We start from the raw sequence: 15,843 nt of genomic DNA, 5'->3' as shown, positions 1-15,843 counted from the left end.
AGCATGAGGCTTCGAATGCCGGCACCTGCCCACCGTTGCCTCTTCACGCAGGTGTTGGCATGAGCGAGCGCCAGCGAGCGAGCATGAGGCTTCGAATGCCGGCACCTGCCCACCGTTGCCTCTTCACGCAGGTGTCGGCATGAGCGCCGATGTCTCGGCCCGGCTCGCGTGGCCCGACGACGCCGCGGCGATCGTCCTGCTCCAGCGGGACCACTGGGTCCGGACCTACGGTGACGCGGTCGACCCCGATGAGCTCGCCGCGCTCGACCAGGGCGTCATGGCCGACCGCTGGAACCAGCTGATCACCGCCCCGCGCGACGCCCGGATCCGCACCCTCGTCGCGCTCGAGCGGGCCACGATGCGCGGGTACGCCCTCGTGCACCCGTGCCACGACCCCGACGCCGACCAGATCCGCGACGCCGAGATCGGCGAGTTCGTGGTCGGCGCCGACCACCAGCGCGAGGGTCACGGCTCGCGCCTCCTGCACGCCTGCGTCGACACCGTCCTGGCCGACGGGTTCCAGCGGGCCGTGTGGTGGGTCTCGCCCACCGACGACGTCCTGCGCGCGTGGTTGCGCGACTCGGGCTGGGAGTCCGACGGCGCCCACCGCGAGTTCGCCGGCGCGACCGGACCCGTCAAGCAGATCCGCCTCCACACCGCACTGACGTGACCGGGGCGACCAGCGATCGCGAGGTCATCGCGGACTCCCTGGGCGTCGGCATCGGGGTGGGGCTGTACGGCGTGACCTTCGGTGCCATCGGGACCGCCAGCGGCCTGTCGGTCCTGCAGGCCTGCGCGCTGTCGCTGCTGGCCTTCACGGGCGCCTCCCAGTTCGCGTTCATCGGCGTCGTCGCAGCCGGCGGCGCTCCGGCGGCCGGCGCCCTCACCGCGGTCCTGCTGGGCGTGCGCAACACCTTCTACGGCATCACACTCGCGCCGTTCCTGCGGGTGAAACGCCTGCGGCGCGTGCTCGCGGCCCACTTCGTGATCGACGAGTCGACCGCGATGGCCGTCGGCCGCGAGGACCCCCGCCAGGCCCGCCTGGGGTTCTGGTGGACCGGGCTGACGATCTTCCTGCTGTGGAACCTGACGACCCTGCTGGGTGCGGTCGCCGGCGAGCAGATCGGCGACCCTCGTGCGATCGGCCTGGACGCCGCCGTCGCCGCCGCGTTCCTGGGGCTGCTGTGGCCGCGCCTGGACTCGACTCCCACTCGGCTGCTGGCGCTGCTGGCCGCGGCAGTCGCGCTGGGGCTGGTGCCGTTCACGCCCGCGGGCACCCCGATCATCGTGGGCGGCGCGGTGGCGGTCGCCGTCGGGCTGCGATTCGTCGGCGACACGGAGGCGCGCGATGACTGACCTGTGGTGGGGCGTCGTGGCCGTGGCCGTCGGCGCCTACGGGCTCAAGCTGCTGGGACTGTCCGTCCCCGAGCGCCTGCTCGAGCACCCGGTGACGGTCCGGGCCGCCGCATTCATCCCCGTGGGACTGCTGGCGGCGCTCGTCGTCGTGCAGGGCTTCACGGAGGGATCGAGCATCACGTTCGACGCGCGGATCGCCGGGCTCGGCGTCGCGGCGTTCCTGCTGTGGCGCAACGTGCCGTTCCTGCCGATGCTGATCGCCGCGGCCGCGACGACGGCGCTCGTGCGGCTCGTCGCCTGATCAGTCCAGGCCGAGGACGGTGTCCAGGCCGACCGTGACACCCGGGTGCCCGGGGACCCACCGCAGCGCCGCGACGACGCCGGGCATGAACGAGTCCCGGCTGGACGAGTCGTGGCGGATCGTGAACGTCTCGCCCTGCTCGCCCAGGACGACCTCCTGCGACGCGATGAACCCACGGGCACGGACCGCATGGACCGGGATGCCGGCCACCTTGGCGCCGCGGGCGCCGCCCGGGTCCGACGTCGTGGCGTCGGGCAGCGGCGCCGATCCGGCCTCATCGCGGGCCGCCGCGATGACCTCGGCCGTGCGGACCGCGGTGCCCGAGGGCGCGTCGACCTTGTCCGGATGGTGCATCTCGATGACCTCGACGGACTCGAAGAACGGCGCGGCGATGCCCGCGAACCGCATCATCAGGACGGCACCGATCGAGAAGTTCGGCACGACCAAAGCACCCACGCCGGCGTTCGCCTCGACGACTGCCGCCAGCTCGCGGACCTTCTCGTCACCGAAGCCGGACGTGCCGATCACGACGTGGATCCCACGCTCGAGGCACCACGTGGCCTGCTCGAACGCGACGTCGGGCGTCGTGAACACCAGGGCGGCCTCGGCACCCGCCTCGACGATGTCGTCGAGCTGGTCACCGACGTCGATGCCGGCCACGAGGTCGAGACCCTCGGCCTCCTCGATCGCCGCCGCCGACGCCGAACCCATCCGGCCCTTCGCACCCAGTACCGCCACGCGTGTCATGCTCCGAGCCTATCGACCGCGTCGGGGCCGGGCGGCTGCTGGGGAGCGGTGACTCAGCGTCCATTTCGCGGCTCGAACGGACGCTCACGCACCGCGAGGACGGCGGCTCGGTCCTGGAGCGGTGACTCAGCGTCCGTCCCGGCGGAGAAACGGACGCTGGCTCACCGCCCTCCCCCAGCCCCGGGTCAGCCGAGGCGCAGGCCCGAGGCCGGGTCGAAGTGGTGGACTCCGTCGGGGTCGGTGACCGCGAGGTGGACGACCTCGCCCTTGCGTGGCGGGTTGCGCCAGTCGGCGCGCGCGACGAGCGGGGTGGGGACACCCTCGGCGCGACCGTAGACGTAGGCGTCGGCGCCCAGCTCCTCGACGACGTCGACGACGACCGGCAGCCCCTCGTGCCCGACCTTGAGGTTCTCGGGGCGGACGCCCACGACGAGCGACCGGTCCGACACGGCCCGCGTCACCGTGCGCGGGACGGGCAGGGTCGTCGTACCGAAGGGCACGGCGTCGTCGTCGATCGCCAGCTCGAGCAGGTTCATCGCGGGAGAGCCCATGAACCCGGCGACGAACAGGTTCGCCGGCCGGTCGTACAGCTCACGCGGGGCGGCGACCTGCTGCAGGACGCCGTCCTTGAGCACCGCCACCCGGTCGCCCATCGTCATCGCCTCGACCTGGTCGTGCGTGACGTAGACGGTCGTCGTGCCCAGCCGCCGTTGCAGGGCGGCGATCTGGGTGCGGGTCTGCACCCGCAGCTTCGCATCGAGGTTGGACAGCGGCTCGTCCATCAGGAAGACCCGCGGCGAGCGGACGATCGCCCGGCCCATCGCGACGCGCTGCCGCTGGCCACCCGAGAGCGCCTTGGGCTTGCGGTCGAGGAACTCCGTGAGGCCCAGCAGGTCGGCGGCCTCCGCGACTCGCGTGCCGATCTCGGTCTTCGAGACCTTGGCGATCCGCAGCGCGAAGCCCATGTTCTCGGCCACCGTCATGTGCGGGTACAGCGCGTAGTTCTGGAAGACCATCGCGATGTCGCGCTCCTTCGGCGGCATGCGCGTCACGTCGCGGTCGCCGATCCAGATGTGCCCGGCATCGACGTCCTCGAGGCCCGCGAGCATGCGCAGCGTCGTGGACTTCCCACAGCCGGACGGGCCGACCAGCACGAGGAACTCGCCGTCGGCGACCTCGAGATCGACCCCGTCGACCGCCGGCCGGTCCTGTCCCTCGAAGCGGCGAGTCGCGCCGTCGAACACCACCTTGCTCATGCTTCCTCCCAGAAGAATGCAACGTTCGTCGCAGTGGTCATGACGAGGCTCCTGTCAGCAGCTCGACCGGCAGGACGATCGAGCGGGACTCCGTCCCGGGATCCTCGATGCGGCGGGCCAGCACCTCCACGAGGGAGCGGCCGAGGTCGCCCAGTGGCTGGTTCACGGTCGTCAGCACGGGCGACGAGGCCGCCGCGGCGGCCGAGCCGTCGAACCCGACCAGGGCGACGTCCTCGGGAACGCCGATGCCGCGACCCGAGAGCTCGCGCAGCGCCCCCAGGGCCATGACGTCGTTGGCGGCGAAGATCGCGTCGAGGTCGGCTCGTCGATCGACCAGCGCCGCGGCACCGGAGGCGCCGGCGGCGTCACTGAAGTCGCCCGGCTCGACGAGGTCCTGCTCGAAGGGCAGGCCGGCGGCCTCGATCGCGTCGCGGTACCCGGCCAGGCGGTCACGGCCAGAGGCCATGTCCTGCGGACCGGTGATGCACGCGATCCGGGTCCGGCCCCGGGCCACGAGGTGCTCGACGGCCAGGCGCGCTCCCCCGCGGTTGTCCACGTCCACGAAGCACGCGTCGGGGTCCTGCGGACGACCGACGTAGGCGATCGGCAGGTCGGAGTTGCCGGGCAGGCTCAGCCCGTCGTGCAGCGACACCACCATCACGCCGTCGACGTGCTGCGGGGTCAGGAACTGGCCCAGCCGCGAGAGCTGCGCCTCATCCGGGACCATCGAGAGCACGAGCCGGCGCGAGGTCTCCTCGACGGCCCGCGAGATCCCGCGGACGAGCCCCGCGAAGAACGGCTCGGCGAACACGCGCTCCTCGTCCTCGGCGATGACCAGCGCGACCGTGTCGGTGCGGCGGGTCTTGAGCGCACGCGCAGCCTGGTTCGGCACGTACCCGAGCTCGCGCACGGCGCGCTCGACCGCGACGCGTGTGTGGGGCGACACGTGGTCCGAGCCGTTGACGACCCGCGAGGCCGTGCCGCGGCCGACACCGGCGAGCCGGGCCACCTCCTCCAGCGTCGGCTGGTGGCTGTCCGTCATGACTCCTCCTTCGTGCTGCTGCGTCGCGCGAGGTCCCCGTACCAGTGGGCGCTCGCCTTCGGCGTGCGCACCAGTGTGTCGAAGTCGACGTGCACGATGCCGAACCGCTTCTCGTAGCCCTCGGCCCACTCGAAGTTGTCCAACAACGACCATGCGAAGTATCCCCGCACGTCGACCCCCACGTCGATGGCGTCGGCGAGGGCCGCCAGGTGGCCCTCGAGGAAGTCGATCCGGTCCTGGTCCTCGACCGCCCCGTCGACGAGCCGGTCGTCGAACGCGGCACCGTTCTCGGTGATGTGGATCGGGATCGACGGGTAGTCGCGGTGCACCTGGGCCAGGACCTCACCCAGTCCCGCGGGGTCGATGTCCCAGCCGGACGCCGTCTTGGGCCAGTCGCGGTTCACGAAGTCGACCTCGGAGGCGCCGGGCCACGGGCTCGCCGCGACGACGTGGCGGGAGTAGTAGTTGATCCCCAGGAAGTCCAGCGGGGCGCTGATCGTCCCGAGGTCGTCCTCACGGATGACGTCCGGCTCGAGCACGCCCGCGACGTCGTCCAGCACGTCCTCGGGGTACCGGCCCAGCAGGACCGGGTCGAGGAACCAGCGGTTCATCAGCCCGTCGATCCGCCGGGCCGCGTGGTCGTGGCGGCCCGTGTCGTCGAGGGGCGAGACCGCGTACAGGTTCAAGGTGATGCCCACTTGCGCCTCGGGACGGCCCTCACGCAACCGCGGGACGGCGAGCCCGTGCGCCAGGTGCAGGTGATGCGAGGCCGCGAGCGCCGCCGCGGGCTCGGTGCGCCCCGGCGCGTGGATCCCGGCGCCGTAGCCCAGGAAGGCGGCGCACCACGGCTCGTTGAGCGTCGTCCAGTTCCGGACCCGGTCGCCCAGGGCGTCGGCGACGATCTCGGCGTAGTCGGCGAACCGCTCGGCCGTCTCGCGCACCGGCCAGCCGCCCGCGTCCTCGAGGGCCTGCGGCAGGTCCCAGTGGAACAGGGTCGGCCACGGCTCGATGCCGGCCTCGAGCAGGCCGTCGACGAGCCGGTCGTAGAAGGCCAGCCCGCGCGGCTCCGCCGGCCCCTTGCCCTCCGGCTGGATCCGGGGCCAGGCGATCGAGAACCGGTAGGCGCCCAGGCCCAGCTGCTGCACCAGGGCGATGTCCTCGGGCCAGCGGTGGTAGTGGTCGACGGCCACGTCCCCGTTGTGGCCCAGGTAGGTGTGGCCCGGGCGGGCCGAGAAGGTGTCCCAGATCGAGGGACCGCGGCCGTCCTCACGCGTGGCGCCCTCGATCTGGTAGGCCGAGGTGGCCACGCCCCAGACGAAGCCCGGGTCGAATCGTTCACTCAGACCGGTCATGACTTGAGTCCGCCTTCCATGATGCCGCCGACGATCTGGCGACCGAACACGATGAAGACCAGGACGAGCGGCAGGGTGCCCATGAGGGTGCCGGCCATGACGAGCGCCTGATCGGTGTAGTAGCCACCGGACAGCCGCGAGAGCGCGACCTGCACGGTGGGGTGGTTGAAGTCCAGGGCGATGTAGGGCCACAGGAAGTCGTTCCAGCGCTCCATGAACGTGAGCAGCGCCAGCACGGCCGCGGCGGGCCGCAGGGCCGGGAACACGATCGACCAGAAGATCCGGAACGTCGAGGCCCCGTCGACGCGGGCCGCCTCGATCAGCTCGTCCGGGATCGCCTGCGAGGCGTACTGGCGCATGAAGAAGACGCCGAAGCCGCTGACCAGGAACGGGAGGGTCACCGAGGCCAGACCGCCCGCCAGGCCGAGCTTCGTCATCAGCATGTAGAGCGGGATGAGCCCGAGCTGGACCGGCACCATCATCGTGCCGACCACCACGACGAGCAGCACGTTGCGACCGCGGAACCGCAGCTTGGCGAACGCGAAGCCGGCCAGCGCCGACGTCACCACGACCGACAGGGTCGCGACCGAGGCGACCATCAGCGTGTTGAGCAGTGCCTGCGCGAACTGCACGTCGTTGTTGGCGAAGACGCGCTCGATGTTCGAGGCCAGCTGATCGCCCGGCAGCAGCGGCGGCGGGATGCCCAGGATGTCGCTGTTGGCGCGCGACGCCATGACGAGCATGAAGTACAGCGGCGCCGCCGACAGCAGCACGACGAACGCGAGGCTGACGTACATCAGGGGTGAGGCGCCGGTGGCACGTCCGGTGGGACGGCCTTCGGCGTGGGCCTCGGCCTGGGGGCGGGTGCGGGTCATGATGGCCATGTCAGTCCGCCGATCGGATGCGCCGCATCAGCAGCAGGTTGATGGTGGCGACGATCGCGATGATCAGGAACAGCACCCAGGCGACCGTCGAGGCGTAGCCGAAGCGCTGCCCGGTGAACGCCTGCTGGACGAGGTACATCGCCACGGTCTGGAACTGGCTCTGGTTGCCGCCGGAGATGGCGTTCGCGCCCGGATTGAACAGCAACGGCTCGGTGAACAGCTGGATGCCGCCGATCGTGGCGACGATCGTCACGAAGATCAGGGTGGGCCGCAGCATCGGCACGGTGATCGACCAGAACTGGCGCCACGCCGAGGCCCCGTCGATCTTGGCCGCCTCGTAGAGCTCCTTGGGCACCGACTGCAGCGCGGCCAGCAGGATCAGGGCGTTGTACCCCGTCCACCGCCAGTCGACCATCGTCGCGATCGCGATCCACGACGACCAGCGGTGCGCCCGCCAGTCGATCGTGTCGATCCCGACCAGTCCGAGCATCCAGTTCGCGATGCCGTAGTCGCGGGCGAAGATCAAGCCGAAGATGATGCCGACGGCCGCGACCGACGCGACGTTCGGGAGCAGCACGCCCATCCGCCACAGCGTCCTGGCCCGCAGCTGCGCGTTCAGCATCTGCGCCAGCACGGTCGCCAGCACGAGCTGGGGAATCGTGGCGAGCAGGAAGATGCCGAAGGTGTTGACCAGCGCCCGCCAGAAGGAGCTGTCGCCGAACAGCTCGCGGTAGTTCGCCAGGCCGATGAACTCGACCTTGCCCGCCAGGAGCGTCCACTCGTGCATGGAGACCCACGCCGTGTAGACGAGCGGGAAGAGCCCGAACACCGCGAACACCAGGAAGTACGGAGAGACGAACGCCAGTCCCGCACCCTGCTGCCGTGCCAACCGTCTGCGCACCATCGTGTGATCCTTCCTGATCTCGGGGTCGTACGTGGGGGCAGCCGGTGCCCGCGCCTGGAGGAACGGCGGGCACCGGCCGCGTCAGGGGGGCGTCAGCGGGCGGCCTTCTCGGCTGCCGCCGACGCGTCGTCCCAGCCCTTCGCGGGCGGGACCTCTCCGTTCTCGACACTGCGCAGCGCGTTCTCGACCGCGTCGCGGACGGGCTGGTTCTTGGTGCCGAGGAACACCGGCTCCAGCTGCGAGGCACCGGCCACGAACAGCTCGCCGATCGGTGCGTCGTTGAAGTACGGGTTCGTCGCGTCCTTCAGCTGGGGCTGGTCGTACAGCGCGGGCAGCGAGGGCAGGCGTCCCTCCGCCTCGAAGGCCAGCATCTGGCCCTCCTCGTCACTCAGGTAGTCGATCAGCTTGAGCGCCATGTCCTGGTGCTTGCTGGTCTTGGGCACGCCGAGCCAGGAGCCGCCCCAGTTGCCACCGCCACCGGGCACCGTCGCGATGTCCCACTTGCCGGCGTTCTCCTCACCGGACTGGTCCTTGATGTAGCCCGTCATCCAGGCCGGGCAGGCGACCGTCGCGAACGCTCCGTTCTTGAAGCCGGCGTTCCACTCGTCGCTGAACGCCTTGAGCTGGGCGGACAGGTCGGCCTCGGTCATCTCGACGGCGTAGTCCCAGGCCGTCGAGATCGCCGGGTTGGTGTCGAAGACCAGTTCGTCGTCGCGGTCGAAGTACGTGTGGTCGCCCTGCTGCATGAGGATCGAGTTGTACGTGTTGGTGGACGAGTCCATGAACGCGACCTTGTCGTCGCCGATCCCCTGCTGGAACTTCTTGCCCGTCGCGATGAAGTCGTCCCACGTGGGCCAGAGCTGGCCGACCTCGTCGCGCTCGGTGGGCAGTCCGGCCTTCTCGAACAGGTCGCGGCGGTAGCACATCGCCAGGCCGCCGACGTCGGTCCCGTAGCCGATCGTCGTCTTGCCATCGGCCGAGGTGGCCTTGTCCCACACCCACGGGAGCCAACGGTCCTTGGCGTCGTTGCCGCCCTCGTCCTGCAGGTTGACGAACTTGTCGGACGCCGCGAGGAACGCGACCGTCTGGCCCTCCTCGATCGCGACCACGTCGCCGGCGTCGCCGCCGGCCGCGATCTGCTGGGTGAGCTTGGTGTTGTACTTGCCGAGATCGCCCTCGGCGGTCTCGACGATCGTGACGCCGGGGTTCTGCGCCTCGAACTTCTTGTACGCCTCGGTGTACCCGAACTTGCCGAACAGGTTCACCCGCAGCGTGATGTCGTCCCCGTCGCCCGAGTCTCCCTCGCCACACGCCGCCAAGCCTCCGAGGGCGATGACAGTGGCGAGGGAGGCGGCGATCCGTCGTGTGCGATTCATCATGTGCCTTCCGTCGGCCCCCGAGCGTGGGAGCGTTCCCACGAGTGTGACTCAGGCCACAGCCTCGCGTCAAGAGAAATGTGGGAGCGTTCCCATTCGGTGCCGTCCGAGACCGCTCGCCCCCTGCCCGCCGCGCTGGGTGCCCGCCGCCCGCCCCCACTTTTGGCGCGGGATTACCGGGTCGCCGGGTGCGGAGGCGTAATCGCGCACCAAATCTGAGCAGTCAGGCGAGCAGGTCAGGCGGGCAGGGCCAGGCGGGCCGGGCCGGCCAGGCGGGCCGGGCCGGGATGCGCCCGGTCCCACTTTCGGTGCGGGATTACGGGTCCACCCGCTTCTGGAGCGGAATCGCGCACCAAATGTGGGGGGCGCGGGCAGGAACGGGGGTGCGCCGCCGGGAACGACGACGCCCCGCACCGGACCGGTGCGGGGCGTCGTGCGGAGGCGCTGGATCAGGCGTCGGAAGGCTCCTCGGCCGTCTCGACGGCCGCGTCCTCGGTCTTCTCGACGACCGGGATCAGCGACAGCTTGCCGCGGTCGCCGAGCTCGGCGATCTCGACCTGGATCTTGTCGCCGACCTTGACCACGTCGTCGACGTTGTTGACCCGCTGGCCGCCGTTGAGCTCGCGCAGCTTGCTGATGTGCAGCAGGCCGTCCTTGCCCGGCAGCAGCGACACGAACGCGCCGAAGTCGACCGTCTTGACGACGGTGCCCAGGTAGCGCTCGCCGACCTCGGGCATCGTCGGGTTGGCGATCGCGTTGACGGCGGAGCGAGCCGCCTCAGCCGCATCGCCGTGCTCGGCGCCGATGAAGACGGTGCCGTCGTCGTCGATCGAGATCTTCGCGCCGGTGTCGTCCTGGATCTGGTTGATCATCTTGCCCTTGGGGCCGATGAGCTCGCCGATCTTGTCGACGGGGATCTTGACCGTGATGATCCGCGGGGCGAACGGGCTCATCTCGTCGGGCTCGTCGATGGCCTCGGCCATGACGTCCAGGATCGTCTGACGCGCGTCGTGCGCCTGCTGCAGGGCACCGGCCAGCACGTCGGCGGGGATGCCGTCGAGCTTGGTGTCCAGCTGCAGGGCGGTGACGAAGTCACGCGTGCCGGCGACCTTGAAGTCCATGTCGCCGTAGGCGTCCTCGGCTCCGAGGATGTCGGTCAGCGTCACGAACTGCTGCTGGCCGTCGATCTCACCGGAGATGAGGCCCATCGCGATGCCGGCGACCGGGGCGCGCAGCGGCACACCGGCGTTGAGCAGGCCCAGCGTCGAGGCGCAGACCGAGCCCATCGACGTCGAGCCGTTCGAGCTCAGCGCCTCGGAGACCTGGCGGATCGCGTAGGGGAACTCCTCGCGCGTCGGCAGGACGGGCAGCAGCGCCCGGCCGGCGAGCGCGCCGTGGCCGATCTCGCGACGCTTGGGCGAGCCCACGCGTCCGGTCTCACCGGTGGAGAACGGCGGGAAGTTGTAGTTGTGCATGTAGCGACGCGTCGTCTCGGGCGAGAGGGTGTCGAGCTTCTGCTCCAGGTCGAGCATGTTCAGCGTCGTGACACCCAGGATCTGGGTCTCGCCACGCTGGAACAGCGCCGAGCCGTGCACGCGCGGGATGACGCCGACCTCGGCGCTCAGGGCGCGGATGTCAGCCAGGCCACGACCGTCGATGCGGACCTTGTCGCGCAGGACGCGCTGGCGCACGAGGGACTTGGTCAGGGCGCGCAGCGCGGCGCCGAGCTCCTTCTCGCGACCCTCGAACTGCTCACCGATCCGGTCGATGACGTCGGCCTTGATCTCGGACTCGCGCACCTCGCGGTCGGCCTTGCGGACGATCGTGAGCGCCTCGGCGAGGTCGTCGGCGGCGATCTGGGAGACGGCCTCGTAGGCGTCGTCCTGGAAGTCCAGGAAGACCGGGAACTCCTGGACCGGCTTGGCCGCGGCGGCGGCCAGCTCGGCCTGGGCCTCGCACAGCTGGCGGATGAACGGCTTGGCGGCATCGAGGCCACCGGCGACGACCGACTCGGTCGGCGCCTGGACGCCGCTCTGGACGAGGTCCCACGTGGCCTCGGTGGACTCGGCCTCGACCATCATGATCGCGACGTCGTCACCGGCGACCCGGCCCGCGACGACCATGTCGAACACGGCCTCCTCGAGCTGGCTGTGCGTCGGGAACGCGACCCACTGGCCGTCGATGAGCGCGACGCGCGTGGCGCCGACCGGGCCGCTGAAGGGCAGGCCCGAGATCTGCGTGGACGCCGAGGCGGCGTTGATCGCCAGCACGTCGTACGGGGTGTCGGGGTTGAGCGCCATCACCGTGATGACGACCTGGACCTCGTTGCGCAGGCCCTTCTTGAAGGTCGGGCGCAGCGGGCGGTCGATCAGGCGGCAGGTGAGGATGGCGTCCTCGGAGGGACGGCCCTCACGACGGAAGAACGAGCCGGGGATGCGACCCGCGGCGTACATGCGCTCCTCGACGTCGATCGTGAGCGGGAAGAAGTCGAAGTGGTCCTTGGGCTGCTTGCCGGCCGTGGTGGCCGAGAGCAGCATCGTGTCGTCGTCCAGGAACGCGGACACGGAGCCGGCCGCCTGCTGGGCGAGCAGACCGGTCTCGAGGCGGATGGTGCGGGTGCCGAAGCGACCGTTGTCAATGACGGTCTCGACGGAGGTGATGTCGGACATGTGTGTCCCTTCTGCAGGAGATCCTCTCCTGCGTCTTCGGGACGAGGCGGCGATGAGTGCCGATCTTCGATCGAGGCTCACGGGGCCGGGCCCCGGGAGCCACTACCGAGGACCGGGCGGTGCCGACCTCGTCATGGGTGATTCGTCTTCAGTTGTGGGTGATGCGGAAACGGGCGGCCACCCCCGAGGGGATGACCGCCCGTGTCATCAGCGGCGCAGGCCGAGTCGCTCGATGAGCGAGCGGTAGCGCTCGATGTCGTCCTTCTGCAGGTAGTTCAGCAGGCGGCGACGCTGACCGACGAGCAGCAGCAGGCCGCGACGGCTGTGGTGGTCGTGCTTGTGCTTCTGCAGGTGCTCGGTCAGGTGCGAGATGCGACCCGTGAGCAGGGCGATCTGGACCTCCGGGGAGCCGGTGTCGCCCTCGGTCGTGGCGTACTGCGAGATGATCTCTGACTTCGACAGGTTCGCCACCGTGGGGGCAGCGGTCTTCTTCGACACGATTTTCTCCTTGGAGTGTCCGTTGCACGGCGCGCCCGGGCCTGTTCACCGGGGCACTATCTGTCCGTGGCCGATCGACGGCAACCCTCAGGTTACCAGCGCCCGCGCATCCGAGGCGAATCGCCACGCAGGCGTCAGGTGTCCAGCGCGGCGCGTGCGTCGGCGACGTCGCGGTGCATCTGCTCGACGAGCGCGTCGAGCGAGTCGTAGGCGACCATCTCGCGCAGGCGGGCGACGAACTCGACGGTGATCGCGCGGTCGTACAGCTCGAGGTCGTCACGGTCGAGCACGTAGGACTCGACCCGGCGCCCCGCGACGCCCTCGAAGGTGGGATTGGTGCCGATCGACGTGGCCGCGGGCAGGCGGGTGCCGTCCGCCATCACGACCCGGGTCGCGTACACGCCGTCCGGCGGCACGGCGAAGGAGTCGTCGACCGGGACGTTCGCCGTGGGGAAGCCCAGCTCGCGCCCCCGCCGGTCGCCCGGGACGACCGTGCCGTGGACCTCGTGCGGACGGCCCAGGATGGCGGCGGCGGCGACCACGTCGCCGGCCGCGATCGCCTCACGCACGCGGGTCGAGGAGAACGCGTCGCCGTCACCGGCGAGGTCGGCCTCGGCGGCGGTGAAGCCGTGCCGGCGACCGGACTCGGCCAGCGTCTCGATGGAGCCGGTGGCGCGGCTGCCGTACCGGAACCCCTCGCCGACCACGACGGCCTGCGCCTGGCACTGGTCGAGCACGACCGCCTCGACGAACTCGTCGGGTGACCAGGCGGCCATCTCGGCGGTGAAGTCCAGGATGCGCACGTGGTCGGCACCGTGCTGGTGCAGGAGCTGGACGCGCCGCTCGAGCGTCGTGAGCTGCTTCGGGGCACGGTCGGGCGCGAAGATCGCGACGGGGTGCGGGTCGAACGTGATCGCGACGGTGGAGCGCCCGTCGGCCGCGGCACGCGTGGCGGCCAGCAGGGACTGGTGACCGCGGTGCACGCCGTCGAAGTTGCCGATCGTGACGGCGGTCGGCTCGGACACGGGGGTGTCGGGAGCTCCGTTCGCCGCCTTCCAGATCGCCACGGCGACACTCTGCCACAGCCGTCCTCGCGTTCCTCAGGCAGCGAGGCGCATCGCCGCGATCGAGTCGTCGGTGCACGTCTGCCAGAACTCGCCCACGACGTCCTGGACCTGGCTGAACGACGACGCTGCGAACAGCACCTCCTGGTAGTGCGTGATGTCGTACTCGGTCGTCCCCATCTCGACCAGGTCGAGCGGCCGGATCGTCATGTGGCGGAACTCCTCGATCTCGCCTGGGCTCGACAGGATCCCCGCTCCGTAGGCCTTCAGGCCGTCGGGCTCGTGCACGACGCCGAACTCCAGCGTGAACCAGAAGACCTTGCTCACGAACTGCAGCGCCTCGTCGGACTCGACCCGGCGCGCCGCTCCCCCGGCCGCCTCGTAGAGGTCGGTGAAGCGGCGGTCGGCCAGCGTGTTGCCGTGGCCCACGACCTCGTGCAGGACATCCGGCTCGGGCGTGTACAGCGGGACCGAGTGGTGACGGACGTACTGCGTCGCCCAGAACCCCCGGTCGGCCAGTGCGCCGTAGAACTCGCGCAGCGGGACGAGACCGGCGGCCGGCTGGTAGGCGAAGCCCGTCAACGGTGCCAGCGCGGCGGACAGCTCGGCCAGCTGGGGGACGTGGTCGCCCGGCAGCCCGAAGCGCTCCTTGCCGTCGAGGTACTCGCGGCACGCGTACCGCCGGTGCTTGTCCTGCAGGTCCTCGCACACCACGCGCCACACCTCGTGCTCGTCGTCGGTGTAGTCGATGACGGGTGCGGGGTCGCCCGGCCGCCACTGGGCGGCCGCCGTGGCGATCCGGTCGCGGCGCTCGCGGTAGACCGGGTCCTCGAGGCCGGGATGCCCCTCCCCCAGCTCGACCGAGACGCTGCCGTCGCCCTTCTTCACGATCGGCGCGAAGTACTGGCCTTCCTCGAACATGGCTCTCCTCCCCGTGGCCGTCAGGCCACGACTCCTTCGACCTCGCCCAGGGGCAGCAGTCGTCCGTCATGGGTGCGCGCCGCGGCCGCGATGGTCACCCGGTCGCCGTCGGCGAGGAACGACCGCTCGGTGCCGTCGTCGAGCCGCACCGGACGCGTGCCGTTCCACGCCAGCTCGAGCAGGGAGCCCAGCTGGTCCTGCTCCGGGCCGCTGACGGTGCCAGAGGCGAACAGGTCCCCCGGCCGCAACGACGCACCGTTGACCGTCAGGTGCGCCAGCATCTGGGCCGGGGTCCACGCCATCGTCGCGAACGGCGGGCGCGACACGACGGTGTCGTTGATCGTGACGGTCAGCTCGAGGTCGAGCCCGTCACCCGCTGGGCGCAGGTAGTCCTGCAGCTCGGCGTGCGGTGCCGGGGGCCCGACGCGCGCCTCGGCGAGCGCCGCCCACGGCACGATCCACGGCGAGACGGAGGTCGCGAACGACTTGCCCAGGAAGGGACCCAGCGGCACGTACTCCCAGGCCTGGATGTCGCGCGCCGACCAGTCGTTCACGACGCAGACCCCGAAGACGTGCTGCTCGAACTCCTCGACCGGCACGGGCTCTCCCATGGCCGACCCGGCACCGACGACGAAGCCGACCTCGGCCTCGATGTCCAGGCGGGCGCTGGGGCCGAAGGTTATCGTCCCGTCGGCCGAGCGGACCTGGCCCGACGGACGCCGGACGGGTGTGCCCGAGACGACGACGGTGCCGGACCGGCCGTGGTAGCCGATCGGCAGGTGGTCCCAGTTCGGCGTGAGCGGGTCACCGTCGGGCCGGAAGAGGCGGCCGACGTTGGTGGCGTGATGGCGCGAGGCGTAGAAGTCGACGTAGTCGGCGACCGTGAACGGCAGGTGCAGCCGCACGTCCGAGACCGGCCGCGTCGGCGGGTCACTCGCGACGTACTCGTGCAGCGCCGCGCGAACCGCAACCCAGGCGTCCGGTCCTGCGGCGAGCAGCCGGTCGAGGGTCCCGGACGCGAAGAGGTGCGCGTGGTCGGGCACGCGCCGGGGCGCCAGCGTGGTCAGGTCGAGGACGCCCGTGCCCACCCCCACGCCGACCCTGGGTCCGTCGAGGCCCGGCGCCGTGAAGCTGCAGTAGGGCAAGGTGCCGCGATCGAAGTCCGTCATGCGACCAGCCCCAGGTCGCGCAGGCCGGCGAGCGGCTCGTCGATGCTGCACGTGCCGATGGACCGGGTCCTGGCCTCGTGAGGCCGCGACGACGGCCGCCATGACGTTGACGAAGCCGTGGGCACCGCCGTGGGCGATGGCCGCGTGCAGGCCCGCCGTGAGCTTGAACGGCCGGTCGTGCTCGACGCAGTGGACGACGGCCGCGGCCAGCTCGTCGGCGGTCGGGACGTACGCCCCGCCACAGCGCAGCTTGAGCACCGTGCCGGGCGGCACCTCGAATCCGGAGCCCCACGGCATCTCGACC

The 15,843-nt window shown here is 70.8% G+C and carries 15 protein-coding genes; 3 read left to right on the top strand and 12 right to left on the bottom strand.

The window, feature by feature from the left end; all coding sequences use genetic code 11:
- Window positions 1-139: 139 nt before the first annotated feature.
- From RT323_RS10245 to RT323_RS10235, 3 genes are read left to right on the top strand one after another with little or no spacing between them, the layout of a single operon-like run.
- On the top strand, window positions 140-670 hold the full coding sequence (locus RT323_RS10245) for a GNAT family N-acetyltransferase (RefSeq protein WP_313407881.1): 531 nt from the start codon (window positions 140-142) through the stop codon (window positions 668-670).
- Window positions 667-1,356, top strand: coding sequence for an AzlC family ABC transporter permease (locus RT323_RS10240; protein WP_313407878.1), 690 nt, complete (start codon window positions 667-669; stop codon window positions 1,354-1,356). The genes RT323_RS10245 and RT323_RS10240 overlap by 4 nt, the downstream gene beginning before the upstream one ends.
- Window positions 1,349-1,657: an AzlD domain-containing protein gene (locus RT323_RS10235; RefSeq protein WP_313407875.1), complete on the top strand. Its 309-nt coding sequence runs from the start codon at window positions 1,349-1,351 to the stop codon at window positions 1,655-1,657. Before RT323_RS10240 ends, RT323_RS10235 begins: the two co-directional genes overlap by 8 nt.
- Here RT323_RS10235 and dapB read toward each other — a convergent pair whose 3' ends face one another.
- The 12 genes from dapB to fahA form a co-directional block, all read right to left on the bottom strand.
- Complete coding sequence (gene dapB, locus RT323_RS10230) at window positions 1,658-2,404, bottom strand: 4-hydroxy-tetrahydrodipicolinate reductase (RefSeq protein ID WP_313407873.1); 747 nt, start codon at window positions 2,402-2,404, stop codon at window positions 1,658-1,660.
- A 185-nt stretch (window positions 2,405-2,589) separates the two neighbouring features.
- The gene (locus RT323_RS10225) at window positions 2,590-3,660 is read right to left on the bottom strand and encodes a sn-glycerol-3-phosphate ABC transporter ATP-binding protein UgpC (protein ID WP_313407871.1); all 1,071 of its coding nucleotides are present in this window, start codon (window positions 3,658-3,660) and stop codon (window positions 2,590-2,592) included.
- A gap of 37 nt (window positions 3,661-3,697) precedes the next feature.
- Window positions 3,698-4,702, bottom strand: coding sequence for a LacI family DNA-binding transcriptional regulator (locus RT323_RS10220; protein ID WP_313407869.1), 1,005 nt, complete (start codon window positions 4,700-4,702; stop codon window positions 3,698-3,700).
- Window positions 4,699-6,054: a GH1 family beta-glucosidase gene (locus tag RT323_RS10215; protein WP_313407867.1), complete on the bottom strand. Its 1,356-nt coding sequence runs from the start codon at window positions 6,052-6,054 to the stop codon at window positions 4,699-4,701. Before RT323_RS10215 ends, RT323_RS10220 begins: the two co-directional genes overlap by 4 nt.
- Entirely contained in the window at window positions 6,051-6,929 is an 879-nt protein-coding gene (locus tag RT323_RS10210) for a carbohydrate ABC transporter permease (RefSeq protein WP_313407864.1), read from the bottom strand. The genes RT323_RS10215 and RT323_RS10210 overlap by 4 nt, the downstream gene beginning before the upstream one ends.
- Before the next feature lie 10 nt (window positions 6,930-6,939).
- On the bottom strand, window positions 6,940-7,842 hold the full coding sequence (locus RT323_RS10205; protein WP_313407862.1) for a sugar ABC transporter permease: 903 nt from the start codon (window positions 7,840-7,842) through the stop codon (window positions 6,940-6,942).
- A 92-nt stretch (window positions 7,843-7,934) separates the two neighbouring features.
- Window positions 7,935-9,221 carry an extracellular solute-binding protein gene (locus tag RT323_RS10200; protein WP_313407861.1) on the bottom strand — a complete coding sequence of 429 codons (1,287 nt, stop codon included), beginning with the start codon at window positions 9,219-9,221 and terminating at the stop codon, window positions 7,935-7,937.
- Window positions 9,222-9,667: 446 nt separating this feature from the next.
- A complete protein-coding gene (locus RT323_RS10195; protein WP_313407858.1) occupies window positions 9,668-11,887 on the bottom strand; it encodes a polyribonucleotide nucleotidyltransferase in 2,220 nt (739 codons plus the stop codon).
- Between the two features lie 207 nt (window positions 11,888-12,094).
- Window positions 12,095-12,358 carry a 30S ribosomal protein S15 gene (gene rpsO / locus RT323_RS10190; protein ID WP_313407902.1) on the bottom strand — a complete coding sequence of 88 codons (264 nt, stop codon included), beginning with the start codon at window positions 12,356-12,358 and terminating at the stop codon, window positions 12,095-12,097.
- A gap of 161 nt (window positions 12,359-12,519) precedes the next feature.
- Window positions 12,520-13,452: a bifunctional riboflavin kinase/FAD synthetase gene (locus tag RT323_RS10185; RefSeq protein WP_313407855.1), complete on the bottom strand. Its 933-nt coding sequence runs from the start codon at window positions 13,450-13,452 to the stop codon at window positions 12,520-12,522.
- A gap of 33 nt (window positions 13,453-13,485) precedes the next feature.
- Window positions 13,486-14,370 carry a phenylalanine 4-monooxygenase gene (locus RT323_RS10180; protein ID WP_313407852.1) on the bottom strand — a complete coding sequence of 295 codons (885 nt, stop codon included), beginning with the start codon at window positions 14,368-14,370 and terminating at the stop codon, window positions 13,486-13,488.
- 20 nt (window positions 14,371-14,390) lie between these two features.
- On the bottom strand, window positions 14,391-15,843 hold a 1,453-nt coding region (fahA, locus tag RT323_RS10175), incomplete at its 5' end, for a fumarylacetoacetase (RefSeq protein ID WP_313407849.1).

Origin of the sequence: Aeromicrobium sp. (assembly GCF_032084975.1) — a bacterium.
Classification (GTDB): Bacteria; Actinomycetota; Actinomycetes; order Propionibacteriales; family Nocardioidaceae; genus Aeromicrobium.
The sequence above is the reverse complement of the archived record's forward strand: the minus strand, read 5'-3'. Positions and strand labels throughout refer to the sequence as shown.